We start from the raw sequence: 22,686 nt of genomic DNA on the forward strand, positions 1-22,686 counted from the left end.
ATTCAATGACCGTTCGTTCCGTTATTCGCAGCTGTGGTGCCTATCTCCCTGAACGGGTGATGACCAACGCCGATCTGGAAAAAATCGTCGATACGTCCGATGAATGGATTGTTCAGCGCAGCGGTATCCGTGAACGTCATATTGCGGCGGATGATGAAACCGCAGCCGATTTGGCCATCAAGGCCGCACGCGAAGCGTTGATCAATGCGGAACTGAGCGGGGCGGATATTGACGGCGTTATCGTTGCGACATCCACGCCGGATACGACGTTCCCGTCCGTCGCGGTCAAGGTTCAGGCGGCGTTGGGGTGTAAGCACGGCCCGACCTTTGATGTGCAGGCTGTATGCTCTGGTTTTCTCTATGCCCTCAGCGTGGCCGACAGCATGATGCGCACGGGCCATGCCCGCCGCATGCTGGTTGTTGGTGCGGAAAAAATGTCATCCATTTTGAATTGGGAAGACCGCACGACGTGTGTCCTGTTCGGTGATGGGGCAGGGGCTGTGGTTCTGGAAGCGCATGATGGCGGAACCGGCACGGCGGCGGACCGCGGGATTTTGTCCACGCATTTGTACGCCGATGGCAACCATTGCGACATTTTGAAAACATCGGGCGGTGTGTCCTCCACCCGTGATGCGGGCTTTATCGTCATGGAAGGGCGCGAAGTGTTCCGCCATGCTGTCGATAAAATGGCCGGGGCCGTGCGTGACGTTTTAGAGAATAACAAGGTGACGGCGGATCAAATCGACTGGCTGGTCCCGCACCAGGCCAATATCCGCATTCTGGAAGGCGCGGCCAAGAAACTGGGCGTTGGCATGGATCAGGTCATCGTGACCGTGGACCGCCACGGCAACACCTCCGCCGCCTCTATCCCGCTGGCGCTGGCCGAAGGCATGGCCGATGGCCGAATCAAGCCGGGGCAATTGGTGATGCTGGAAGCCCTTGGGGCGGGTCTGACCTGGGGCGCGGCCCTGATCCGGATGTAAGATATCCACAGGCTTCCCTCTGGGCTCCGTGTGGCCCTGTTTTGGGGGTGGATGGGGGCTAATTCTGGCGGGAATCGGGCCTTTTGTGACCGTAACCCTGATTTAACAAAATCCTGTTACCCTTTGAATTGAATCAGTTTTTCGCCCCAAACCCGGTTGACGCCAGTTGACCTGCGTGGGGTGGGGCTGTATCGTTGTCTTACTCCAAAAGCAAAAGAGGTTGCGATGACCGGTCGTACTATTACGCGCGCAGATCTGGCGGAAGCCGTCTATGAACAAGTGGGTTTGTCCCGCAATGAATCGGCCGATCTGGTCGAGGCAGTGCTGGAAGAAATCTCCAAAAACTTGGTCGATGGCGCGAATGTGAAAATTTCCTCCTTCGGCAGCTTCTCCATTCGGGAGAAGGGCGAGCGGATTGGCCGCAACCCGAAAACGGGTGTTGAGGTTCCAATCCTGCCGCGCAAGGTGCTGGTCTTCCGCGCTTCGCACGTGCTGAAAGATCGGATTAACAAGGGGGCATGAAGCCGGCCTTGAATGGAATAACCAAGCGTATTCTTAAAACACAGGAATGATGGACATGACTGGAACCGCGCCGCAGAAAGCAGCCGATTTTAACGCTACCGCAATCGAGGCAACCGGGGCCACCGCACCGGCGGCTCCTGTTGCGCAAACGGCGAAGGCCAGCGTTGGCGGCGATGCAAAAGCATCGGCCAACAAGGCTGCGGGCGCATTCCGAACCATCAGCGAAGTGGCGGACGAGCTGGGCGTGCAACAACACGTCCTGCGCTTCTGGGAAACCAAGTTTACGCAAGTAAAACCGCTGAAACGCGGTGGTGGCCGCCGTTACTATCGCCCGGAAGATGTCGTGTTGCTGAAACACATCCATAACCTTCTCTATACCGAAGGCTACACGATCAAGGGTGTGCAGAAACTTCTGAAAGGTCAGGGGCGCGCGCAGATTGCGGCCGAACTGACTGGTGCGGCTGAAAAGGCCCCGGCGGCAAAAGTATCCGCCCCGGCCAACGAAGCCGTTCGCCCGGAAGCCAAGGTCGTTGCCCAAGCATCCGCGGCTCCTGCTGCGCAGGCGGTCGCCCAACCGGCCGTTGGTCGCCCGGTTCCGCCGATGACAGACAAACAGCGCGCCATTCTGGAAGCCATGCTGGGTGATCTGCGCGACCTCCGCGATCTGATCCGCCCAGAAGGCAAAGGCGAATAATCCAACCAAAACCCAAGGCAAACCCGCATTCGGATTTGCCTTTCCTCTCTATTCGAGCTATAGAAATCACCTGTTTTTAAATGTCGGGGCGTGGCGCAGCCTGGTAGCGCACTTGCATGGGGTGCAAGGGGTCGCAAGTTCAAATCTTGTCGCCCCGACCATTTAAAAGACAGGCCTCTCCAAAGATTTGAACTTGCGACAATCAAGTAAGCGAAGTTCAGCCCGGAGCGATAGCGCAGGGCCGCGGGTACGCAAATCTTGTCGCCCCGACCATTTAAAAATGAGGTCGTAAAGGAGCTGAAGGGTTCCTTTTTTTATTGGTTTAAAAGTTTCGCGACATCTTCGGCGATCGCCATGCAAGATGTCAGTCCCGGGCTTTCAATACCGTATAGATTGATCAATCCGGCAACGCCATGTACATCAGGTCCTTGAATAACAAAGTCACCATCCGGTTGGCCGGGGCCAGCCAGTTTGGGACGAATTCCGGCATAAGACGGGATCAATTCACGATCCATTACGCCTGGCCAATAACGGCGGACGGACTCCCTGAAGTTCGGTTCGCGGGACGGATCAACCGTATAGTTGAAATGATTGGCATCGGTATCCAGCCATTCAACATCGGGGCCAAACTGGCTCTCACCTGCAATGTTCATTGTGAAATGCGCACCAAGTCCGCCGGGGACGGGTACAGGATAAACCAATCGTGAGAATGGTGCTGCGCCAGAGACAGAAAAATAATTCCCCTTTGCCACGTAGCGCGGCGGGATTGTGTTTTGATCCAGGCCAACAATCATACGTGCGACAGATTGGGCGGACAGTCCTGCGGCATTGATGACTGTTTTTGCCAGAATGGGTTCAGCGTCTTGTAGCTCAATGATAATTCCAGCTGCTGTCACGTGTCCACCAGTGATACCATTGCGCAAGGCGACAAAGCCGCCATTGTTTTCGATATCGGCCTGAAATTCCTGCATCAAAATATGGATGTCTATAATGCCGGTGGACGGTGATAGGACGCCGCCAAGGCAGTCCAGTTCCGGCTCCATCGCCAAGGCTTCATCGCGTGTAACCGGTGTTAAATCATGAACGCCATTGGCCTTGGCGCGATCACAGATGGTTTCAATCTTGGCGAAATCTTCGGGGATGCAGGCAACGATCATCTTGCCGCAATTTTTATACGGGACATGCCGGTCACGGGCATAGGTGTAGAGTAGGTCTTTGCCTCGTACGCACAGCCGGGCTTTGTTTGATCCGGTGGGGTAATAGATTCCGGCATGGATAACGCCAGAATTTCTGGCGCTGGTGACGGACCCGATCATAGCTTCAGATTCGGCCACAATTACTTCTCGCCCGGCAAGGCTCAGGGCGCGCCCCGCGGCCAATCCCACCACGCCGGCACCGATAATCAAAACATCGATCTTTTCCATTTTGCCTTGATCCTTTTCAGCGGGCCCTAATCCCCTGATAAAGCCTTGAAATTCCGTCGGCGTCAATATTTACATAATCTATAGATGGAGCTGGTTTCGGGGTGGGGATGGTCTAAATTCACAGTGTGAATATTGTTGAACCCGCCTCCAGTGGGGCGTAGTATGCCCACCGATTTAACCCCCGGTTTTATTCAGTGAAAAGGCGATGGCGTAGCCATGTCCGAGCATATGAAATTGAAAGCCGAGTTGGACTTCCTGACCGCGATTGAGCGTGGGGAGGTTGTAACCCAGATGACCCTGAAACAACGCATTGGTGTTTCGGTTGGGTTGATCAATGCCTTGCTGAAACGGGCCGTGGGTAAAGGGTATGTCAAGGTACGTCGCGCGCCTTACAAGCGCTATGCGTACTATCTGACACCGCAAGGGTTCAGTGAAAAAAGCCGTTTGGTTGCGGCATATCTGGAATCCTCAATTGATTTTCTGCGTCAGGCGCGTGCGCAATATGCCGATATTTTTGAAACATCCCTGCGTCAGGGCAAGGGCTGTTTTGCGCTGGCTGGTGCAGGCGAACTGGCAGAAATTGCCATTTTATCGACGCTGGGTCAGGATGTTAAAAACCTTATCATTCTTGATCCCGTGACGGAACGTAGTGATGTTTCGGGTGTGCGTGTCGTTCGCGATCTAGGCGGCCATGATGTCGATGCCATCGTCATGACCGATGCAACCAATCCGCAGGATTCGTTTGAACATTTACGTCGGACGTACCCGGACGTATCCATTCTGTGGCCTGCCTTGCTGCGTATTACGCCCGATCGTGATGAATTGATCCGCGCTCATGATGAGGGACGCGCGGCATGAGCAATTGGTTCGTGATTCAAACCCAGCCTAATCAGGAATTTCGTGCGGAAACACATTTGCGCCGTCAGGGGTATGATGTGTGGTTGCCGTGCATAAAGAAAATTCGTCGCCATGCCCGCCGAGTTGAAAATGTACAGCGGCCATTGTTTCCGGGATATATGTTCGTCCGTATGGATATTAATGAGCAACCGTGGCGCGCCATCAACGGCACGTTTGGTGTGCGTAACATTCTTTGCCAGAACAATAAGCCGCAAACGATTGCCCCTGGGTTTATTGAGGCGCTCCGTAATCGTGCAGTCGATGATGGACGCACTATTCCTGTGGATGATGGAATGCGCGAAGGCAACGTCGTACGTATTGCACAGGGACCTTTCGAGGACTATATCGGAACGATTTTAAAAATTGCGGACCGGGATCGCATCATGTTGATGTTGCAGATTTTGGGACGCGAAGTGCGCGCGATTGTGTCGCGACATGAGGTTGTTCCGGCCAACGCGTAAAAGCGCGAAGGCCATTCTAAAAAAATACAAGCCTTTGGGTGAATGCGATTCACCCAAACGGCGGTAGCGTGCAAAAATTTACCCAAAAGGAGCAAAAAATGAACATTAAAGGGAAAAAAATTCTAGTGATTGGCGGGGCCGGGTTTATCGGCTCGCACGTCGTGGCAGAGTTACTGAAAACCGATGTAGCCGAAGTCGTAATTTACGATAACTTCGCTCGCGGTAAACTCAGCAACATCGAGGAATATCTTCAGGATCCGCGTTGTACGTTGTACCCGAATGGGGGTGACATCCGCGATGTTGATGTTCTCGATCATGCGATGCAGGGTGTTCATGGCGTTGTGCATACGGCGGCCATGTGGCTACTCCACTGCAAGGATTTCCCGCGCACGGCTTTCACGGTCAACATCGAAGGAACGTTCAATGTTCTGGAAGCCTGTGTTAAACATAAAGTTGAACGTCTGGTGTATTCCTCGTCCGCCTCTGTTTATGGCGATGCCTTGCAGGTCCCGATGACCGAGGAGCATCCATTCAACAACCGGAATTTTTACGGTGCGACGAAAATTTCCGGCGAGGCCATGTGCCACGCTTTCCATGACCGTTATGGTCTGAGTTTTGTTGGGCTGCGTTATATGAACGTTTATGGTCCCCACCAGGATCAAACGGCGGCCTATACTGGTGTGATTCCAATTCTGTTGAACAAAATTGCTGCGAATGAACAGCCGACGATCAATGGCGATGGAACGCAGGCTTATGATTTTGTGTCTGTGTACGATGTTGCCCGATGCAACGTTCTGGCTTTGCAGTCCGATGCTACGGACCAGTTCTACAATGTTGGGACGGGTGTTCAAACCACAATTGGCGACTTGTGCAATTTGATTTTGGAGATGAAAGATTCTCCGCTGAAAATCCAATACAACCCGTACAGTGCCGACGATGCCCGCCGCATGGTACAAAACCGGATTGGTTGCCCGAAAAAAGCCGCCAATGATCTTGGGTTTAATTACAAAATTGAACTGCGTGAGGGTATTCAACGTCTGATCGATTGGCGCAAAGCCAACGGGGTGGATTAATTATCATGACCCAGCAAAAACGGAATATTGCTATCTCTCTTCCTCTGACAGGAGAAGAGGAATGGCAAGCTGCGCGTGAACCTTTGATGACGGGTTGGTTGACGCAGGGGCCAAAGGTTGCGGCCTTTGAAAAAGCCTTTGCCAAGCGCCATCAGGTTCAGCACGCTTTGGCGGTTACATCCTGTACAACGGGTTTGCATCTGGCGCTGGCCGGGCTGGGCATTGGCCCGGGTGACGAGGTTATCGTTCCCGCTTTTACATGGGTGGCGACCGCCAACGTCGTTTTGTATTGCAATGCCACTCCCGTTTTTGTTGATGTTGATCCACAAACATACAATCTGGATATTGCCCAGATTGCATCGAAGGTGACGGATAAGACCAAGGCTGTGATTGCCGTCCACCTGTTTGGCCGTTGTGTGGATATTGATGCTCTGCGTGCGGCGTTACCGGCGCATGTGAAAATTGTTGAAGACGCAGCCTGTGCCGCGGGTTCTGATTGGAAAGGGAGCCCCGCAGGCAGCCTTGGGGACGTTGGTATCTTCTCATTTCATCCGCGCAAATCGGTTACAACCGGTGAGGGGGGAATGGTGACAACCAATGACTCTGCCTTGGCAGAGATTATGGATCAGATGCGTAACCATGGTGCGTCAGTTTCCGAAGAACAACGTCACCGTGGCCCGCGGCCCTATTTGCTGCCCGACTTTAATCTATTGGGCTATAACTATCGTATGACTGATCTGCAGGGTGCGGTCGGGATTGTTCAGCTATCTAAATTGGACAAATTCATCGACGAGCGCGCACGTTGGGCTGATTTTTATCATAATGCCTTGCTTGATATTCCGTGGCTGCGTACGCCGAAGGCGGATAATGCCTGCCGCCATGGCTGGCAAGCCTATGTGACCTATGTTGATGCATCCAAGGCACCACGTCCGCGCAATGACATCATGCAATATTTAATGGACGCGGGAATTGCGACGCGTCCAGGCACGCATGCTGTTCACATGTTGGGATATTACCGTGATCGTTTTAATCTGAAACCGGAAAATTTCCCGGGCGCGCAAGATTGCAATGATAACACAATGGCGATCCCGCTTCACAACCGGATGACGGAAGAAGATTACCACTATGTCGTCGCAACATTGAAATCGGTGGCGTAATTATGTGCGGTGTTGCGGGGCTGCTCTATCTCGATAAAACACCGGTTTCTCCGGTAGCCATCAAACGTATGACGGATATTATTTCGCATCGTGGCCCGGATGGAGAAGGGCAGTGGGTTGAGGAGAATATTGGTCTTGGCCATCGCCGCCTGGCCATTATTGATCTGTCTCCTGCTGGACACCAGCCAATGGTGTCCGTCGATCACCGTTATGTGATTTCATTTAACGGCGAAATTTATAACTTTATGGAGTTGCGTGCCGAACTTGAGGCTAAGGGTTATTGGTTCCGTTCGAAAACTGACACCGAAGTTTTGCTCTATGCCTACGCGGAATGGGGTGTAAAGGCGCTGGAGCGTCTCAATGGTATGTTCGCCTTTGCGTTATGGGATCGTAAAGAAAAAACATTGTTGTTAGCCCGTGATCGTTTTGGTGTGAAACCAATTTATTATGCGCGTCAGGGCGATATGCTTGCCTTTGGATCGGAACAGAAGGCAATTGCTGCGCATAAAGAGTTTCAGCGCCATTTGAACAAACCGGCCTTGCTGGAATATTTTACATTCCAGAACATCTTTACAGATCAGACGTTGTTGCAAGATGTTAAGATTTTGCCCGCTGGTCATTACGCAATCGTCGATATGAAGAAAAGGGATCCCGAATTGCAAATAACGCAATATTGGGATTTTCATTTTAGCGAGCCGGAAAACCCAGCCAGCGATGATGAATATCGCGAGGAGCTGGACCGTTTGTTCCAGCAGGCGGTAAAACGTCAATTGATGACAGATGTTGAGCTGGGCTGTTACCTCAGTGGTGGTATGGATTCTGGTTCAATCACTGCGATTGCGGCCAAAGAATACCCATATGTCAAAACATTCACGTGCGGTTTTGACTTGAACTCCGCATCTGGTATCGAGCTTGCGTATGATGAACGCGCTCGTGCCGAATTCATGTCCTACAAATTTAAAACCGAACATTATGAGATGGTTTTAAAAGCAGGTGACATGGAACGATGTATGTCAAAACTGGCCTGGCATTTGGAGGAGCCGCGTGTCGGGCAAAGCTATCCGAACTATTACGCTGCGCAACTGGCTTCAAAATTTGTGAAAGTTGTTTTGAGCGGTGCTGGTGGCGATGAATTATTTGGCGGATACCCCTGGCGATATTACCGTGCCGTGGTCAATGACAACTTCATGGATTACACGGACAAATATTATATGTTCTGGCAGCGTTTGATTCCGAACAGCCAGCTAAAGCAGGTTTTTGCGCCGATTTGGAAGGACGTTGAACACGTCTGGACACGTGATATTTTCCGCGATGTTTTTAAAAATCATAAAAACGAGTTGAAAACTCCCGAGGACTACATCAATCATTCTTTGTACTTTGAGGCAAAAACATTCCTACATGGGTTGTTGGTTGTTGAAGACAAGCTGTCTATGGCGCACTCTCTGGAAAGTCGTGTTCCATTTCTCGATAATGATCTTGTCGATTTTGCAATGCGATGCCCAGTTCATTTGAAGCTCAATAATCTGGCTGATGTTGTGCGGATAAACGAAAATGAAACCGGGAATAAAACTGGGAAGTATTTCGAAAAAACAAAAGATGGTAAGCAGATTATTCGCGACGTTATGCAGAAGTATATTCCTGGCGATATTACAACCGCGGAAAAGCAAGGGTTTTCTGCACCCGATGCAAGCTGGTTCAAGGGTGAGAGTATCGATTTCGTAAAGCGAACATTGATGATTAATAATGCCCGTGTATGGGATTTCCTAGATCGATCAGCAGTTCAGGATATGGTGAATGAACATATTAATGGCCACGGTAACCGTAGGCTGTTGATTTGGTCGCTGTTAAATTTTGAAATTTGGCTTGCAAATAATGAGGCATAAAGCAATGCAACGTGTAGATGTTTACAAAAATCTCAAAGACATTCTTCTTGATAAGATAGAATTTAAGGAGAACGAAAATTTTTTGTATTTAGCGGAAGAGGCTGAAGAGGAGGATCAAAACTCAACAAACTCAGCCTTTTCAAGCAAATGGACAGGGTACAAAGAAAGCGAAGAGAAAGAACGTCTCTTCGCGATGCAGAGTAAATGGTACCTTGAGTTATATGGATTTGTGACAGAAGATGAATTCGCCGATTTTTTAAAAGATAAGAAATATATCTTTGATGCGGGTTGTGGCATGGGAAATAAAGCAGCTTGGATGGCTAATCTCGCTCCTCATGCACTGGTCGTGGCCATGGACTTTTCTGCTGCTGCAAAAATTGCAGCTCATAATTACGCACATGTGCCGAACTTGTTTTTTATTCAGGGTGATATCGCAAAACCGACATTTCGTGACGGTGCAATAGACTATGTAAGCTGTGACCAGGTTATCATGCACACGCAGGACCCTGAAAAAACATTCGCGGAATTGCGCCGCGTGACTGCGCCGACTGGAGAATTTGCGTGCTATTTCTATGCCAAGAAAGCTCTTCCGCGTGAATTGCTAGACGATTATTTCAGGACGCAGTGTAAAAACATGAGCCATGATGAAATCATGGAAATGTCTAAACAGATCACAGAATTTGGAAAACGCCTTTCTGAATTGAATGTTCAGGTTGATGTCCCTGAAATTCCAGCATTAGGAATTAAGGGTGGTATGATCGATGTGCAAAGATTGATCTACTGGAATTTCATGAAATGTTACTGGAACGAAAATTTGGGCCGAGAAACATCAGATCTGATCAATTTTGATTGGTATAGCCCCAGCAATGCCCGGCGCTACAGCCGTGAAGAGGTGGAGGCAATTGTGAATGATAACAACATGAATGTTGTAAGTTTTCATGTTGAAGAAGCCTGTTACAGCGGGCGTTTTGCAAAGAAAATGGCATAAAAACTTATGAATGTCGTTTTTATAGGTAGTAGCAAATTCGGCCAAAGGTGTCTGCTATCCCTTCTTGGGATGGCCGATGTCCGTGTGTCTGGTGTTGTTACTGCGCCTAAAAAATTTACTATTTCCTATAACAAAGATGGCGTTGAAAACGTATTGCATGCAGATGTTTCTGACATTTGTCGTGCTCATTACATCCCCTTTATTGAAATATCCGATGGAATGAAGGGAGATGATTTGTTTGAAAAAGTATCAGAGTGGAAGCCTGATATGTTTTTGGTTTGCGGTTGGTATCATATGGTGCCTAAACGCTGGCGTGATATGGCACCAGCCTACGGATTACATGCATCTTTACTTCCCGATTATAGCGGGGGAGCACCTCTTGTTTGGGCTATTATAAATGGCGAAAAACAAGCGGGAATAACAATGTTTCGTTTTGATGATGGCGTAGACAGTGGTCCCATCGTCGGGCAGGTGAAAACGCCAATTTATCACGAAGATACAATCGCAACTTTATATACCCGTATTGAGGATCTGGGGCTGGCGCTTGTTGTGGAACATGTACCAACCCTTGCGAACGGAACAGCGAAAATGATAGTTCAGAATGAAAGTTTACGGCGCTTATTCCCGCAACGCAGTCCAGAAGATGGGAAAATAGATTGGAGCAGGAGCGCAAGGGAAGTCTATGATTTTGTGCGTGCGCAAACAAAACCGTATCCGGGTGCCTTTTCAGTTATAAAAGATAGAAAGTTGACGGTGTGGGCTGTTGTGGAATCTGATCTTTCTGACGTTGGAACTCAGGGGATCGCTGTCATTTCTGGCCATCAATTGTTTGTTGGGTGTGGTGATGGGAAAATTGTCGAGGTTAAATCTGTTGCTATAGATGATGTGGATTGTAGCGTTGCGGACGCTGTGGATCTTATTAAGCCCGAATGTTTTTTAGCGTAGAAAATGTAAACAAAAATTACAGATTTATCAGTTTTAAGGGTAGGTTTTATGGTTGTCATTTTCTTTATAGGGTGTGTTTTGTGATGAAGAAAAAAATTTACAAATTTGTATGTTTTGTTTTTTATCCATTCTTTGCGGCCTTGCTCTTTTTTTACGGCATAGGTGTTCGTTTTTTATCAAGCAGAAAATGCCAGCGAGCGCGAATTGTCTGGGGACCGACGCCAATCATAAGCAATATGTATTGGGCTAGGGCAATGAAAGATGTGGGTTATGTATCTGAAACGTACATGGAAGGGTATTATTCTGTAATTAATAAAAAAAGCGACTATAATTTTCTTTTGGAAAGCCGTTTCGGCAGTATTCCAAATTTTATCAAATACTATATAGCCTTTTTTGAATCGTTATTAAAATATGATGTATTTGTTCTGCCTTTTGAGGGATTTTATCTGGGTAGAACGCCATATTGGCGCTTAGAAAGCTGGGCTTTAAGTTTATCGGGAAAGAAGACGGTTTTGATCCCGTATGGTGCAGATGCTTATGTGTATAGGAGAATAAAATCAATTTCTCTAACTCATGGCTTGTTGATGTCATATCCTGGGGCTGCGCGGATTCAGTCTAATATCCAGAAACGCGTAGATTATTGGATTTCTCGTGCAAGCTGTGTGATATGCGGTGTTATGGCGGCGGATGGCTTCGGGCGTTGGGATGTTATTACCCCTAGTCCGTTTGTTATTGATATATCAGTTTGGCGTCCATCTATAAGAAAGAGTGATGCAGATGGAGTTTCTGGTGCAGTTTATATTGCGCATGCTCCGAATCATCGTGGCTTTAAAGGGACGGAATTTATTCTTGATGCGGTTAAAAAACTAAAGGAAGAGGGGCTGAATGTTGAGCTGGTGTTAATTGAAAAAAAGAAAAATGAAGAAGTACGTAATATTTTTTACAAAGATGTCGATATACTGGTCGATCAATTGATAGCGTCTGGCTATGCATTTAATGCTATTGAGGGAATGGCGTCTGGATTGCCGGTAGTCGCAAATTTTGAAGATGATTCTTATGTTATTCCTACAAGGCGCTGGTCGTTTCTCGGTGAATGCCCAATCGTGTCAGCTTCGCCAGAGAGTGTTGTTGACGTACTACGTAAGTTGGTTACAAATCCTCAATTGCGTCAGGATCTAGGCGGCGCGGGGCGATCTTATGCTGAAAAATATCATGGATATGATTCCGCTCAGTATTTGTTCAGTGCCGTGATTGATTATTTGTACGGTAGGCGAGATTCTTTAATCAACTTATATCATCCGCTTTTGGGTGAATATAAAAAGGATGAGCCTAAAATCGTTCCGCCCTTGGTTGATAATAAAATTCCCGATCTATGATTTTTCGCAATCTGGCCAAAGATACAGTTGTCTATGGTGGGGCTGATCTGGCTAGCAAAGTCATAGCCTTTTTCACATTTCCATTAATTGCCGCTGTGCTATCACCTGCATCTTTCGGAACTCTTGAATTGATTGTTACAATTGTCGGTTTGTTTGGGTTATTTATAAACTGCGGATTGAACAATGCGACACAGCGCTTTTATTGGGATGCTGATACTTCGTTAAGTGAGCGTCCTGTTATTGTCTCTACAGCTTTTTTTATATTGTTATTTCTGGCATTCGTATTTACTTGCGCCATTTTCTTAACGATGCCTATTACGATAGCTCTTTTAGATCGATTACATCTTCCGGTAACTTTCTACGGCATAATTGCTGCGGTTTTTCTGCTGATTACAACACAGTCAACGCAATTTATTCAGGATGTAATACGACTTCATTTCAAGCCGGTTAATTTTCTGATCTTTACCTTGCTTGGTCGTGTCTTGGTTGCTTTTTCTGCCGTTGTAGCGGTGCTGTATTTTCGTGCGGGTGTTGATGGTGTTTTGATCGCGCAGGCGCTGGTGGGGTTTGCTGTTTTTCCGATTGGTTTGTATCTTGTTCGCCAGGATCTTACGGTGAAAATTAGCTCAGAATGGGCCAAAACGCTGGTGCGGTTTGGGCATCCATTTATATACGCTGGTCTTGCATATTGGTTATTTGGGTCTATGGATCGTTGGATGCTTGCAAGCATGTCATCTGTAGAAGAAGTTGGTGTATATTCTGTTTCTTATCGATTTGCTACAATTGTATTGTTCGCTTCCGCCGCATTCGGTCAGGCATGGAGCCCGCACGCGATTAAGATTAAGTCCGATTATCCCGAGAGCTATCGTGCAGTATATTTCAACGTTCTCCTTTGCTTACTCTACTTTATGTTGATTGTGGGTGGAGGAATTGCGTTATTCTCTGGGGAAATTATAGCTTTTCTTATGCCCGATGAATATGCGTTGAGCGCATTTCCTCTGGCAATTCTTTGTTTTGGTATTGTTCTGCAGGCTACGCAGCAAATCACAGCCATTGGAATTTCTTTGGAAAAAAGAACGGGAATCCTCATGCAAATGGCGTGGGTGGCCGCTGTTGTTAATTTGGTGGGAAATTGGTTTTTAATACCCGATTTTGGCGCTGTGGGTGCGGCATGGGCGACGTTTATTTCTTATTTTGTTTTAACGGTAGGCTATTTTGTACGATCTCAACAACTCCACCCCATTCCCGTGGATTGGTTTAAGTTGGGAGGCGTGTCTTTCCTTGGTGGTTGTGTTCTTTGTGTTTCTCTGCTTTTTCAATCTTCTGAAATATCTTTGGCGGGGATTGTTGAAAAATTGCTCTTTGCAATTACATGTGCGGTTTTGGGTTTGTTTTTGTTGCCGATAAAAGAGATGAAAAATGTCAGCAAAGTCTAGGATTGTTGTTACTGGCGCCAATGGACTGATCGGACGTGAGCTTCTTTTGAGTTTTTGTTCAGAGCATGAGATTCATGCAGTTGTTAGAAAAATTCCGGATCAGCCTGTCAACGATGTTATCTATCATAAAGTTGATTTCAGTGATGAGTGGGATGTTTCTGATCTGCCGTCGTCACCTGATGTTATTTATCACCTGGCGCAGTCCGAAAATTTCCGCGATTTTCCAAATTCTGCAATGGATGTTTTTAGGGTTAACATAGATTCAACGGCACGACTTTTGGATTATGCGAGAAAAAGTGAGGCTGCTCGTTTTGTCTATGCTTCGTCAGGGGGGATTTATGGAACGGGTGTTCATGCATTTCATGAAAACTCGCCGATTTCAGAGCAGGGAAAGCTTGGCTATTATTTAGGTAGCAAACTTTGCGGCGAAATCCTTGCCGAAAGCTATGCGTCGCACATGCATGTAAATATCATGCGGTTCTTTTTTGTATATGGCGCGGAGCAGAAGAGGGGAATGCTTCTGCCGCGATTGGTGGATAACGTTAAGAGTGATCGCTCAATCGCCCTGCAGGGAGAGAATGGAATTTCAATAAACCCTATTCATGTCTCTGACGCTGTGCGTGCATTGCGCAAAGTTATGGACCTGGATCAGAGTGCCACATTCAATGTGGCTGGGCCCGATACATATTCGCTACGGGAGATTGCGAACATGATTGGTGAGTTTGTCGGAAAAGAACCCATCTTCCAAAATGCTGATAATTCGGGTGGAGATATTGTTGCCAATATTGATTTCATGAGAAGCGTTCTGTGTGAGCCGAAGGTGTCCTTGCGGGATGGGGTAAAAGAGTTGATCCAATGAAAAAAAGAAAAAATATTGCGGATATAAGGATTTTTCATTGCCCCACGATGGTGGGCGGAAATCCGCAAGGATTATCGGCGGCGGAAAAGTCTTTGGGGCTTAAAAGCGAATCCGTTTCCCTAAGCAGAAGTTATCTGGGTTATAAAGCGGATCGCATTGTTTTCCGCTCCGGGGAAAATATTGTTTTTTGCGAATTTCGCCGTTGGATCGAAATATTTCGGGTTTTATGTCTTGCAGATATTATTCATTTTAATTTTGGTGAAACATTAGCGCCGAGTCAGTATTTTTCAGACAATGCGAAATACGATGCTTTCAAAATATGGATCTATAACAATCTATATGCGCGGTGGTTTGAGTTTATTGATCTGAAAATTGCGCGAATTCTGGGAAAGGTCGTTACTGTTACATATCAAGGGGATGACGCGCGGCAGGGCGATTTTTGTGAAAAAAATTATCCCATTCATTTTTGCAGAGAGGTCGATGGTTCGTATTATTCAAAAAAATCGGATGCGAATAAGCGAAGAAAAATCGACGTATTTGCCAAGTACGCACATTTTATCTATACGGTTAATCCAGATCTGTTGAATGTTTTACCCGAACGCGCGAAATTTATTCCTTATGCGAGTGTCAGTTTAGAGGACTGGGATATCGTTAAGAAGAATGGCCACAATCAAAAAGAAATTCACATCGTGCATGCGCCAAGCCACAGGGATGTTAAGGGCACGAAGTATATCATTCAGGCTTTTGAACGCCTCAAGCGCGAAGGGTACGAGTTCCGTTATACCTTGGTTGAAGGTATGTCGAACCAGGACGCAAAAAAAATATACGAAACGGCTGATTTGTTGGTTGACCAGCTATTGGCTGGATATTACGGCGGATTGGCCGTTGAGTTGATGGCTCTAGGTAAGCCTGTTATTTGCTATATGCGAGAGTCTGATCTGCATTTTATGCCCGAAGATATGCGGAAAGATATGCCCATTATAAATGCTACACCAGACACTATATATGATGTTCTGAAGGACTATCTGACCACGCATAAAAGTGATTTGGATAACATCGGTATGCGGGGACGTGCATATGTTGAAAAATGGCATGATCCGTTAAAGATTGCCCAAACTATGTATGATGATGCGCTTTCTGTCATGAAACGTGGATACGGGGTGTAATTATGTGTGGTATATCCGGATTCATATCATCCCGTTCTGTGCCGGAAAATTCGCTCAGAAATATGAATAATATTATCCGTCATCGTGGCCCGGATGGTGAGGGGTTCGTGCTTTTTACCGAAAGCGTGGAGATGCCCCTTGTTTTGTCTGGGGCGGATACACCGAATTTTACTGCGGAGAATAGGCCGTCATGGTTTCCGGATAACAGTGAGCAGGCGTTTCCAAATGATGCATATGTTGGGTTTGGCCATCGCCGCTTGTCAATTCTCGACCTGTCCCCATTGGGGCACCAGCCGATGAGTTATGCTGAAGGGCGATATTGGATTACCTATAATGGTGAAGTTTATAATTATCTGGAGTTGCGCGCTGAATTAGAAAATCTGGGCCATAAATTCGTATCCCGAACGGATACAGAAGTTATTCTGGCTGCCTATGCGGAATGGGGAAAAGACTGCCTCGAAAAGTTCAATGGCATGTGGGCATTTGCCATTTTCGACCGAAGAGAAAATAAAGTTTTTCTTGCGCGGGATCGTTTCGGTGTGAAGCCCCTTTATTATTGGGTAGCACCAGACAATAATTTTTATTTTGGGTCTGAAATAAAACAATTCACGGTGATTCCTGGATGGAATGCAATCGTGAATGTACAGCGGGCGTATGATTTTCTTGTTTGGGGAATAACGGATCATACGGAAGAAACGCTGTTCCAGCGAGTGTTTCATATTCGCCCTGGACATTCCGCAGAAATAAATATTTCCGACGGCGTATCCCATTCCAATGGGAGAATTTATACAACGAAATGGTATGATATTCCTGAAAATAAGTTTTCAGGATCTATGGATAAGGCCGCGACAGATTTTTACAACTTGTTGAAGCAATCTGTAGAGTTACGTCTGCGCTCGGATGTGGCGGTCGGGTCGTGTCTGTCCGGTGGGCTGGATTCGTCATCTATCGTCTGTCTGATGAAGGATATTTTACGGGAGGCGGGTGCGAACAACGCTCAGAAAACGTTTTCGGCCTTGTCGAAAGTCGACAAATTTAATGAACAGAAATGGATTGAAGCAGTTGTTTGCCATGCGCAAACAGATTCGCACTATACATGTCCGGAAATGAGTGATCTTTTCGATGTTTCAAACACAATAACGTGGCATCAAGACGAACCGTTCGGCTCGACGAGCATTTTTGCGCAGTGGAATGTTTTTAAATTGGCCGCAGAAGATGAAGCGCGTGTCATGTTGGATGGGCAAGGGGCGGATGAGCAATTGTTCGGCTACCATGGGGCCATGGGGGTTCGATTTGGCACGTTGTTTCGTACAATGCGGTGGGGGCAGTTGTTCCGTGAATTTGTATTGGTCCATAATATTCATGGGTACCCGTATAAAACATTGGTGGGTCAGTTTGCGGCCTCGGTTCTGCCGCAATCAATCCAGTCTGTATTGCGTAGGGCTATGGGGAAAACAACCCCTGTTCCGGCTTGGTTGAATTGGAATGTTTTACCCGCGAAAGTGGTTTCGCCTTTTCGGGGAGCGGAAAAATCCGTTTACGATTATTGCCACGCCCAGATGACATCCACCAATTTGCAAATGTTATTACATTGGGAAGATCGCGACTCCATGGCACATTCAATTGAATCGCGTGTTCCTTTTCTTGATTACCGCGTTGTTGAATTTTCCATGGCGTTACCAGATGACTATAAAATAAAAGATGGTGTAACGAAGCGCATCCTGCGGTTAGCGATGGACGGGGTAATACCGGATGAAATTCGGGATCGTATGGACAAGATTGGTTTTGCAACACCGGAAGAGGTATGGGTGCGTGAAACCGCCCCGGATGTGTTCCGCCAGAAAATGAAAGAGGCGATAGACAATTCACAGGGAATCCTGAATTCCAACTGTGTGGATCTGCTTGAGGACATCATTGCAGGTCGCAAGCCGTTCAGCTTTGTCATATGGCGTATGATTAATTTTGGTGAATGGATGAAGTTATTCTCCGTTCGTGTGGGTGTGTAGAATGAAAATATGTACGATTGTTGGTGCCCGCCCACAATTTATCAAAGCGGCTGTCGTTTCACGGGCATTTGCACAGGTGCCGTCCTGTACGGAAATCATTATTCATACGGGGCAGCATTACGATGCCAATATGTCCGACGTTTTTTTTGCAGAGATGGAGATACCCAAGCCCGTCTATAATCTGAGTGTCGGTGGCGGAACGCACGGCCAGAATACTGGCCGCATGATAGAGAAAATTGAAGGCGTTCTTCTAAAAGAAAAACCAGATGTTGTTCTTGTGTATGGTGATACGGATTCGACTTTGGCGGGAACTCTGGCCGCGGTGAAGATTCACATATCTGTCGCCCATGTTGAGGCTGGGTTGCGTTCTTTTAATCGAAAGATGCCGGAAGAAATTAATAGGATTCTGACGGATCATGCGTCTGATATATTGTTTGTGCCGACAAAAGTTGCTGAAAATAACCTGAAAAACGAGGGGGTTTGCGGTGATCATGTGCAAATCGTAGGTGATGTTATGCTTGATGCTGCCCGTTTTTACGGTGATATGGCCAGCCACGGAAGCAATGTTATGCAGAAGCTCTCTCTGCATAAGGGGCAATATATCCTTGCCACGATTCATCGGGCTGAAAATACGAATGATGCCAATAAAATTCGTTCGATATTAAAGGGGTTTTCGGCTTGTAATGATGAAATCATTCTGCCTATTCATCCAAGGACGCAAAAAATCATTGGGGATATTGGCGTTTCCGTACCATCGAACGTGCGTGTGATCGATCCAGTTGGGTATCTGGATATGGTGGCGTTGGAGAAAAATGCAAAATTGATTGCCACGGATAGCGGCGGTGTTCAAAAGGAGGCCTATTTCCATGGCGTTCCATGCATTACCCTGCGGGATCAAACGGAATGGGTTGAGTTGGTTGATGCCGGTGCGAATATTCTTGTCGGTGCCGATTCTGAGAAAATTGGACGTGCATTAAATGGGGGCCGTCAAGGCGATGCGTTGTTCAGGCCTGATCTGTATGGCAAGGGGGATGCCGCACAGAAAATCGTTTCGTATCTTTCTTCGAGGTTTTAAACGCGGTGATGGATCAAAAGAGAATATTGGTTGCCTGTCTTGCTGATCCCAGTAGTAATCCGCGGCCAGGTAGGACCATTGCCTTGTGCAAGGGCATGGGGCATGCGGTGGATGTCGCCAGTTTTCATTTGTGTAAGAAAATGGATATTGATGCACATTATGCTTTCCGTTTTCCGTCACAAAAAATTACAAACCGAATTTTGCGAAAGGCTATTCGTGCCTGGTCGCTTCTATTGCCATTTGAGCCTGTATCTGAGTTTCTCAATGATCGCCGCTGGGGTTTTTCAAATGTTTTGGTACGGCTGCAGCATAATCAGTACGATGCCGTTATTGTGCATGATGCGTGGCTTTTGCCTTTTGTTTTTAAGATGAAAGGTCAGGCTAAGGTGATTTTTGATGCGCGGGAATATTATCCTGGTGAGATGGAGGGGAATCTCCTGTGGCGTATTCTGGATCGGCCTGAGAAAGTGCGCGTATGCCGTAGGTATATGCCGCAATGCGATCAGGTGATGACGGTTTCACCGGGAATCGTGACGCGGTACAAGGAAGATATCGGTGTAGAATCACTTTTGGTTCGGAGCGCGCCAAAATTTTATGATGCAGAACCCCAGATCGTTCAGAATAATATTGTGCGTATGGTCCATCATGGTGGTGCAAATCGTGACCGGAAACTGGAAAATATGATTGATATGTTTTCCATGCTGGACAATCGGTTTACGCTGGATTTTTATTTAACGGGCAGTCCGTCCTATAAAAAAGAGCTACAAAAACGTGCGGTCGGGCAGGATCGTATTCGTTTTCTGGATCCAGTTCCTTTTAATCAAATCCTGCCTATGTTGCAGAATTATGATATCGGTCTCTATCTTCTAGAGCCGACTGGATTTAATACGGAATACTCTTTGCCGAATAAGTTTTTTGAGTTTATTCAGGCACGCTTGATGTTGGCCATTGGGCCGTCACCGGATATGGCGTCGTTGCTGAGGGAGTATGATTGCGGAATTGTTTCGGATGATTTCAAACCGGAAACGATGGCACGGGCGCTGAATGCCTTAACCGCCGATTTTATAATGCAGAAGAAAAGGGCCTCTGATCGCGCTGCGCGTGATTTGTGTTTCGAAGAAGAGGGTAAAAAGATTGTTTCTATTTTGAATTCCGTCGGTATTCATTAAAAATTTTTTGAAGTAGAAACCCCCGCCGGATGGCGGGGGTTTCTACTTGTCTTGTTGTGGATATCAAGCATTCGCCAACGCCTGATTCAAATCCTCAATAATATCTTCCACACTCTCAATCCCAATTGACAGTCTCACCACCTCCGGCCCAACACCCGCGGCTTTTTGCTGGTCGGGGCTCATTTGGGCGTGGGTGGTGGAGGCGGGGTGGATGATCAGGCTGCGGGTGTCGCCGATGTTGGCGAGGTGGCTGAACAATTTTACCGACTGAACGGCTTTGCCGGCGTCTACGCCGTCTTTGACCGCGAAGGTAAAGACGGAACCGCCCCAGCCATTGCGCAGGTATTTTTTTGCCAGTGCGTTATATGGGCTGGCGGGCAGGGCGGAGTGGTTGACCTTGGCCACTTTGGCGTGGTTTGCCAAAAATTCTGCGACTTTGATCGCGTTGGTGCAATGGCGTTCCATGCGCAGGGCCAGTGTTTCAATGCCGTTCATGGTGATCCATGCGTTCATCGGCTGCTGGTTCATGCCCAAATCGCGCAATCCCACGGCATGGTTGTGAATGGCCACGGGCATGGTCGGGAATTCCTTGGCGAAGATAATGCCGTTATAGCCTTTGTCCGGTTGGGTGAGGGCCGGGAATTTGTCGGCATGTTTCATCCAATCAAATTTTCCGCCATCAACCACGCATCCGCCCATGGCGTTCCCCTGGCCGTTCAGGAATTTGGTCGTGGAATGCACAACGATGGATGCGCCATATTCAAACGGGCGGCACAAATACGGTGTGGCGATGGTGTTGTCGACGATCAGGGGAATGCCCGCTTGATCCGCGATTTTGGCAATGGCTTCCAGATCGACAATCACGCCTTCCGGGTTGGATAATGTTTCAACAAAAATCGCGCGTGTGCGTTCGGTGATGGCCGCGCGGAAATTATCCGGGTTGGTCGGGTCGACGAAGTTTGTTTTCCATCCGAACGACCGGCTGAAGCTGAGGCCCAGTTGGTTGGCGGTGCCGCCGTAGAGTTTTTTGGACGCAACAATTTCATCCCCCGCGTTCATCAACGTGAACAGGATGAGGAGGTGGCCGGACAGGCCAGACGCCGTACAGGTGGCGCCCGTGCCACCTTCCAATGCGGCGATTCTTTCTTCCAATGCCGCCACGGTGGGGTTGGTCAGGCGGGAATAGGAATAGCCCATTTCGCGCAATTGAAAGATATCGGCGGCCTGTTTCGCGTCTTTAAAGACGAAGGCGGCGGATTGATGAATCGGTAATGTGCGGGCGCCCGTGGCCGGATCTGGGGCGGCGCCGGCATGGATGGAGAGAGTCTCAAAGCCCTGTTGGGCGGCGGTTTGGTCTTTCATTGTCGTGCTTCCCATTGTTTTTCCCCTTATTTCAATCGTTTTTTTGAGGGTATTATAATACCCTTTTCACAAGAGGTTGTTTTTAAACAGTTTTTTCCAAGCCCTCGTCACTTATTTGTGTTGACTTGGGGTCTGGAATGTTTCATAACCGCACAGCTTTAAAGGCAACACGGCCAATGGCGGGCATTGTCCCTCGCCATGGACTAGAAAACAAGGTTGAAAGTGATGAAGACATATTCTGCAAAACCCAGTGATATCCAGAAGAAATGGGTCATTGTTGACGCCGAGGGCGTTGTTCTGGGCCGTCTGGCCTGCGTTATTGCCGACCACCTGCGCGGCAAGCACAAAACCACCTACACCCCGCACATGGATGATGGCGACAACGTCATCGTGATCAACGCGGAAAAAGTGAAAATTACCGGTAAGAAAAAAGAACAAGACATTTTCTACTGGCACACCGGTTATCCGGGCGGGATCAAAGGCCGCACCAAGGGCGAAATCCTGGAAGGCAAATACCCGGGCCGCGTTATCGAGAAGGCTGTTGAGCGCATGATGCCGGAAGGCCCGCTGACCAACCATCTGATGACCAACCTGCGTATTTATGCCGGGACGGAACATCCGCATGCTGCACAAAATCCGGAAGTTCTGGATGTTGCTGCCATGAACCCGAAAAACAAACGCAAATAATCGTCACAGGTAAGGAATTTAGAAAATGGCTACGAAAACTGAAACCGTGAACGATCTGAAAGACCTGAAACAAGCTGTTGGCGTTGACGTTGCCGCACCGGTTGTGCGCGAACGCAAAGTTGACGCACAGGGCCGTTCCTATGGCACGGGTCGTCGTAAAGATGCCGTTGCCCGCGTATGGGTAAAGCCGGGTAAAGGCACCGTAACCGTGAATGGTCGTGACCAGTCCGTTTACTTCGCTCGTCAAACCCAACGTCTGATCCTGAACCAACCGTTCCTGATCTGCGACCGCGTCGGTGAATTCGACGTGATCTGCACGGTCACCGGCGGTGGTCTGTCTGGTCAGGCTGGTGCTGTGCGCCACGGTATCTCCCGTGCTCTGCAGAACTTCGACCCGGCTCTGCGCCCGGTTCTGAAGAAAGCCGGCATGCTGACCCGTGACAGCCGCGTTGTTGAACGTAAAAAGATCGGTCTGCACAAAGCCCGTCGTTCCAAACAGTGGGCAAAGCGTTAATCGTTTCGC

21 protein-coding genes and 1 tRNA gene are annotated in these 22,686 nt (G+C 48.0%); 20 read left to right on the top strand and 2 right to left on the bottom strand.

The genetic code is table 11. From position 1 onward, the window contains the following. Positions 1 to 5 precede the first annotated feature (5 nt). The 4 genes from A11S_RS04590 to A11S_RS04605 all read left to right on the top strand — a co-directional run bounded on the left by A11S_RS04590 (position 6) and on the right by A11S_RS04605 (position 2,360). Positions 6 to 983 carry a beta-ketoacyl-ACP synthase III gene (locus A11S_RS04590; RefSeq protein ID WP_015467330.1) on the top strand — a complete coding sequence of 326 codons (978 nt, stop codon included), beginning with the start codon at positions 6 to 8 and terminating at the stop codon, positions 981 to 983. A gap of 225 nt (positions 984 to 1,208) precedes the next feature. After that, the gene (locus A11S_RS04595) at positions 1,209 to 1,505 is read left to right on the top strand and encodes an integration host factor subunit alpha (protein WP_014102554.1); all 297 of its coding nucleotides are present in this window, start codon (positions 1,209 to 1,211) and stop codon (positions 1,503 to 1,505) included. Positions 1,506 to 1,560: 55 nt separating this feature from the next. After that, positions 1,561 to 2,199 carry a MerR family transcriptional regulator gene (locus A11S_RS04600; RefSeq protein ID WP_148285102.1) on the top strand — a complete coding sequence of 213 codons (639 nt, stop codon included), beginning with the start codon at positions 1,561 to 1,563 and terminating at the stop codon, positions 2,197 to 2,199. Positions 2,200 to 2,283: 84 nt separating this feature from the next. Continuing rightward, a tRNA-Pro gene (locus tag A11S_RS04605) sits at positions 2,284 to 2,360 on the top strand. 153 nt (positions 2,361 to 2,513) lie between these two features. Here A11S_RS04605 and A11S_RS04610 read toward each other — a convergent pair. Then, positions 2,514 to 3,623, bottom strand: a complete 1,110-nt coding sequence (locus tag A11S_RS04610) for an NAD(P)/FAD-dependent oxidoreductase (protein WP_015467332.1) — start codon at positions 3,621 to 3,623, stop codon at positions 2,514 to 2,516. A 216-nt stretch (positions 3,624 to 3,839) separates the two neighbouring features. Here A11S_RS04610 and A11S_RS04615 point away from each other — a divergent pair, with 216 nt between their 5' ends. The 14 genes from A11S_RS04615 to A11S_RS04680 all read left to right on the top strand — a co-directional run bounded on the left by A11S_RS04615 (position 3,840) and on the right by A11S_RS04680 (position 20,114). After that, on the top strand, positions 3,840 to 4,481 hold the full coding sequence (locus A11S_RS04615) for a helix-turn-helix domain-containing protein (protein WP_015467333.1): 642 nt from the start codon (positions 3,840 to 3,842) through the stop codon (positions 4,479 to 4,481). Further along, entirely contained in the window at positions 4,478 to 4,981 is a 504-nt protein-coding gene (nusG, locus tag A11S_RS04620; protein WP_015467334.1) for a transcription termination/antitermination protein NusG, read from the top strand. Before A11S_RS04615 ends, nusG begins: the two co-directional genes overlap by 4 nt. 98 nt (positions 4,982 to 5,079) lie before the next feature. Further along, entirely contained in the window at positions 5,080 to 6,054 is a 975-nt protein-coding gene (locus A11S_RS04625) for an NAD-dependent epimerase/dehydratase family protein (protein WP_015467335.1), read from the top strand. 5 nt (positions 6,055 to 6,059) lie between these two features. Further along, on the top strand, positions 6,060 to 7,211 hold the full coding sequence (locus tag A11S_RS04630; RefSeq protein ID WP_015467336.1) for a DegT/DnrJ/EryC1/StrS family aminotransferase: 1,152 nt from the start codon (positions 6,060 to 6,062) through the stop codon (positions 7,209 to 7,211). 2 nt (positions 7,212 to 7,213) lie between these two features. After that, positions 7,214 to 9,094 (top strand): asparagine synthase (glutamine-hydrolyzing), encoded by a 1,881-nt coding sequence (gene asnB / locus A11S_RS04635; protein WP_015467337.1) that lies wholly within the window; start codon positions 7,214 to 7,216, stop codon positions 9,092 to 9,094. A 4-nt stretch (positions 9,095 to 9,098) separates the two neighbouring features. Then, the gene (locus A11S_RS04640; protein ID WP_148285103.1) at positions 9,099 to 10,082 is read left to right on the top strand and encodes a class I SAM-dependent methyltransferase; all 984 of its coding nucleotides are present in this window, start codon (positions 9,099 to 9,101) and stop codon (positions 10,080 to 10,082) included. A 6-nt stretch (positions 10,083 to 10,088) separates the two neighbouring features. Then, positions 10,089 to 11,027, top strand: coding sequence for a methionyl-tRNA formyltransferase (locus tag A11S_RS04645; RefSeq protein WP_015467339.1), 939 nt, complete (start codon positions 10,089 to 10,091; stop codon positions 11,025 to 11,027). Between the two features lie 83 nt (positions 11,028 to 11,110). Continuing rightward, on the top strand, positions 11,111 to 12,403 hold the full coding sequence (locus tag A11S_RS04650) for a glycosyltransferase family protein (RefSeq protein WP_148285169.1): 1,293 nt from the start codon (positions 11,111 to 11,113) through the stop codon (positions 12,401 to 12,403). Further along, complete coding sequence (locus tag A11S_RS04655) at positions 12,400 to 13,839, top strand: flippase (RefSeq protein WP_015467341.1); 1,440 nt, start codon at positions 12,400 to 12,402, stop codon at positions 13,837 to 13,839. Before A11S_RS04650 ends, A11S_RS04655 begins: the two co-directional genes overlap by 4 nt. Further along, positions 13,823 to 14,698 (top strand): NAD-dependent epimerase/dehydratase family protein, encoded by an 876-nt coding sequence (locus tag A11S_RS04660; protein ID WP_015467342.1) that lies wholly within the window; start codon positions 13,823 to 13,825, stop codon positions 14,696 to 14,698. The genes A11S_RS04655 and A11S_RS04660 overlap by 17 nt, the downstream gene beginning before the upstream one ends. Continuing rightward, positions 14,695 to 15,864 carry a glycosyltransferase family protein gene (locus A11S_RS04665; protein ID WP_015467343.1) on the top strand — a complete coding sequence of 390 codons (1,170 nt, stop codon included), beginning with the start codon at positions 14,695 to 14,697 and terminating at the stop codon, positions 15,862 to 15,864. The genes A11S_RS04660 and A11S_RS04665 overlap by 4 nt, the downstream gene beginning before the upstream one ends. A 2-nt stretch (positions 15,865 to 15,866) precedes the next feature. Further along, the gene (gene asnB, locus A11S_RS04670; protein ID WP_015467344.1) at positions 15,867 to 17,870 is read left to right on the top strand and encodes an asparagine synthase (glutamine-hydrolyzing); all 2,004 of its coding nucleotides are present in this window, start codon (positions 15,867 to 15,869) and stop codon (positions 17,868 to 17,870) included. 1 nt (position 17,871) lies between these two features. After that, positions 17,872 to 18,945 (top strand): non-hydrolyzing UDP-N-acetylglucosamine 2-epimerase, encoded by a 1,074-nt coding sequence (wecB, locus tag A11S_RS04675; RefSeq protein WP_015467345.1) that lies wholly within the window; start codon positions 17,872 to 17,874, stop codon positions 18,943 to 18,945. An 8-nt stretch (positions 18,946 to 18,953) separates the two neighbouring features. Continuing rightward, positions 18,954 to 20,114: a glycosyltransferase family protein gene (locus A11S_RS04680; protein WP_235068345.1), complete on the top strand. Its 1,161-nt coding sequence runs from the start codon at positions 18,954 to 18,956 to the stop codon at positions 20,112 to 20,114. A gap of 63 nt (positions 20,115 to 20,177) precedes the next feature. On the opposite strand, the gene A11S_RS04685 is transcribed toward A11S_RS04680, so the two are convergent. After that, positions 20,178 to 21,491 (bottom strand): O-acetylhomoserine aminocarboxypropyltransferase/cysteine synthase family protein, encoded by a 1,314-nt coding sequence (locus A11S_RS04685; RefSeq protein ID WP_015467347.1) that lies wholly within the window; start codon positions 21,489 to 21,491, stop codon positions 20,178 to 20,180. Positions 21,492 to 21,701: 210 nt separating this feature from the next. Here A11S_RS04685 and rplM point away from each other — a divergent pair, with 210 nt between their 5' ends. Beyond that, a complete protein-coding gene (gene rplM / locus A11S_RS04690; RefSeq protein ID WP_014102580.1) occupies positions 21,702 to 22,163 on the top strand; it encodes a 50S ribosomal protein L13 in 462 nt (153 codons plus the stop codon). Positions 22,164 to 22,188: 25 nt separating this feature from the next. Next, positions 22,189 to 22,677, top strand: a complete 489-nt coding sequence (gene rpsI, locus A11S_RS04695) for a 30S ribosomal protein S9 (protein ID WP_015467348.1) — start codon at positions 22,189 to 22,191, stop codon at positions 22,675 to 22,677. Positions 22,678 to 22,686: the final 9 nt, after the last annotated feature.

It is taken from the genome of Micavibrio aeruginosavorus EPB (assembly GCF_000348745.1).
Taxonomy (GTDB): Bacteria; Pseudomonadota; Alphaproteobacteria; order Micavibrionales; family Micavibrionaceae; genus Micavibrio; species Micavibrio aeruginosavorus_A.

Bases quoted from the DNA above. Each gene is read 5' to 3' on its own strand.
- A11S_RS04590 (WP_015467330.1), top strand. From the start codon at position 6: ATGACCGTTCGTTCCGTTATTCGCAGCTGTGGTGCCTATCTCCCTGAA.
- A11S_RS04595 (WP_014102554.1), top strand. From the start codon at position 1,209: ATGACCGGTCGTACTATTACGCGCGCAGATCTGGCGGAAGCCGTCTAT.
- A11S_RS04600 (WP_148285102.1), top strand. From the start codon at position 1,561: ATGACTGGAACCGCGCCGCAGAAAGCAGCCGATTTTAACGCTACCGCA.
- A11S_RS04610 (WP_015467332.1), bottom strand. From the start codon at position 3,623: ATGGAAAAGATCGATGTTTTGATTATCGGTGCCGGCGTGGTGGGATTG.
- A11S_RS04615 (WP_015467333.1), top strand. From the start codon at position 3,840: ATGTCCGAGCATATGAAATTGAAAGCCGAGTTGGACTTCCTGACCGCG.
- nusG (WP_015467334.1), top strand. From the start codon at position 4,478: ATGAGCAATTGGTTCGTGATTCAAACCCAGCCTAATCAGGAATTTCGT.
- A11S_RS04625 (WP_015467335.1), top strand. From the start codon at position 5,080: ATGAACATTAAAGGGAAAAAAATTCTAGTGATTGGCGGGGCCGGGTTT.
- A11S_RS04630 (WP_015467336.1), top strand. From the start codon at position 6,060: ATGACCCAGCAAAAACGGAATATTGCTATCTCTCTTCCTCTGACAGGA.
- asnB (WP_015467337.1), top strand. From the start codon at position 7,214: ATGTGCGGTGTTGCGGGGCTGCTCTATCTCGATAAAACACCGGTTTCT.
- A11S_RS04640 (WP_148285103.1), top strand. From the start codon at position 9,099: ATGCAACGTGTAGATGTTTACAAAAATCTCAAAGACATTCTTCTTGAT.
- A11S_RS04645 (WP_015467339.1), top strand. From the start codon at position 10,089: ATGAATGTCGTTTTTATAGGTAGTAGCAAATTCGGCCAAAGGTGTCTG.
- A11S_RS04650 (WP_148285169.1), top strand. From the start codon at position 11,111: ATGAAGAAAAAAATTTACAAATTTGTATGTTTTGTTTTTTATCCATTC.
- A11S_RS04655 (WP_015467341.1), top strand. From the start codon at position 12,400: ATGATTTTTCGCAATCTGGCCAAAGATACAGTTGTCTATGGTGGGGCT.
- A11S_RS04660 (WP_015467342.1), top strand. From the start codon at position 13,823: ATGTCAGCAAAGTCTAGGATTGTTGTTACTGGCGCCAATGGACTGATC.
- A11S_RS04665 (WP_015467343.1), top strand. From the start codon at position 14,695: ATGAAAAAAAGAAAAAATATTGCGGATATAAGGATTTTTCATTGCCCC.
- asnB (WP_015467344.1), top strand. From the start codon at position 15,867: ATGTGTGGTATATCCGGATTCATATCATCCCGTTCTGTGCCGGAAAAT.
- wecB (WP_015467345.1), top strand. From the start codon at position 17,872: ATGAAAATATGTACGATTGTTGGTGCCCGCCCACAATTTATCAAAGCG.
- A11S_RS04680 (WP_235068345.1), top strand. From the start codon at position 18,954: ATGGATCAAAAGAGAATATTGGTTGCCTGTCTTGCTGATCCCAGTAGT.
- A11S_RS04685 (WP_015467347.1), bottom strand. From the start codon at position 21,491: ATGGGAAGCACGACAATGAAAGACCAAACCGCCGCCCAACAGGGCTTT.
- rplM (WP_014102580.1), top strand. From the start codon at position 21,702: ATGAAGACATATTCTGCAAAACCCAGTGATATCCAGAAGAAATGGGTC.
- rpsI (WP_015467348.1), top strand. From the start codon at position 22,189: ATGGCTACGAAAACTGAAACCGTGAACGATCTGAAAGACCTGAAACAA.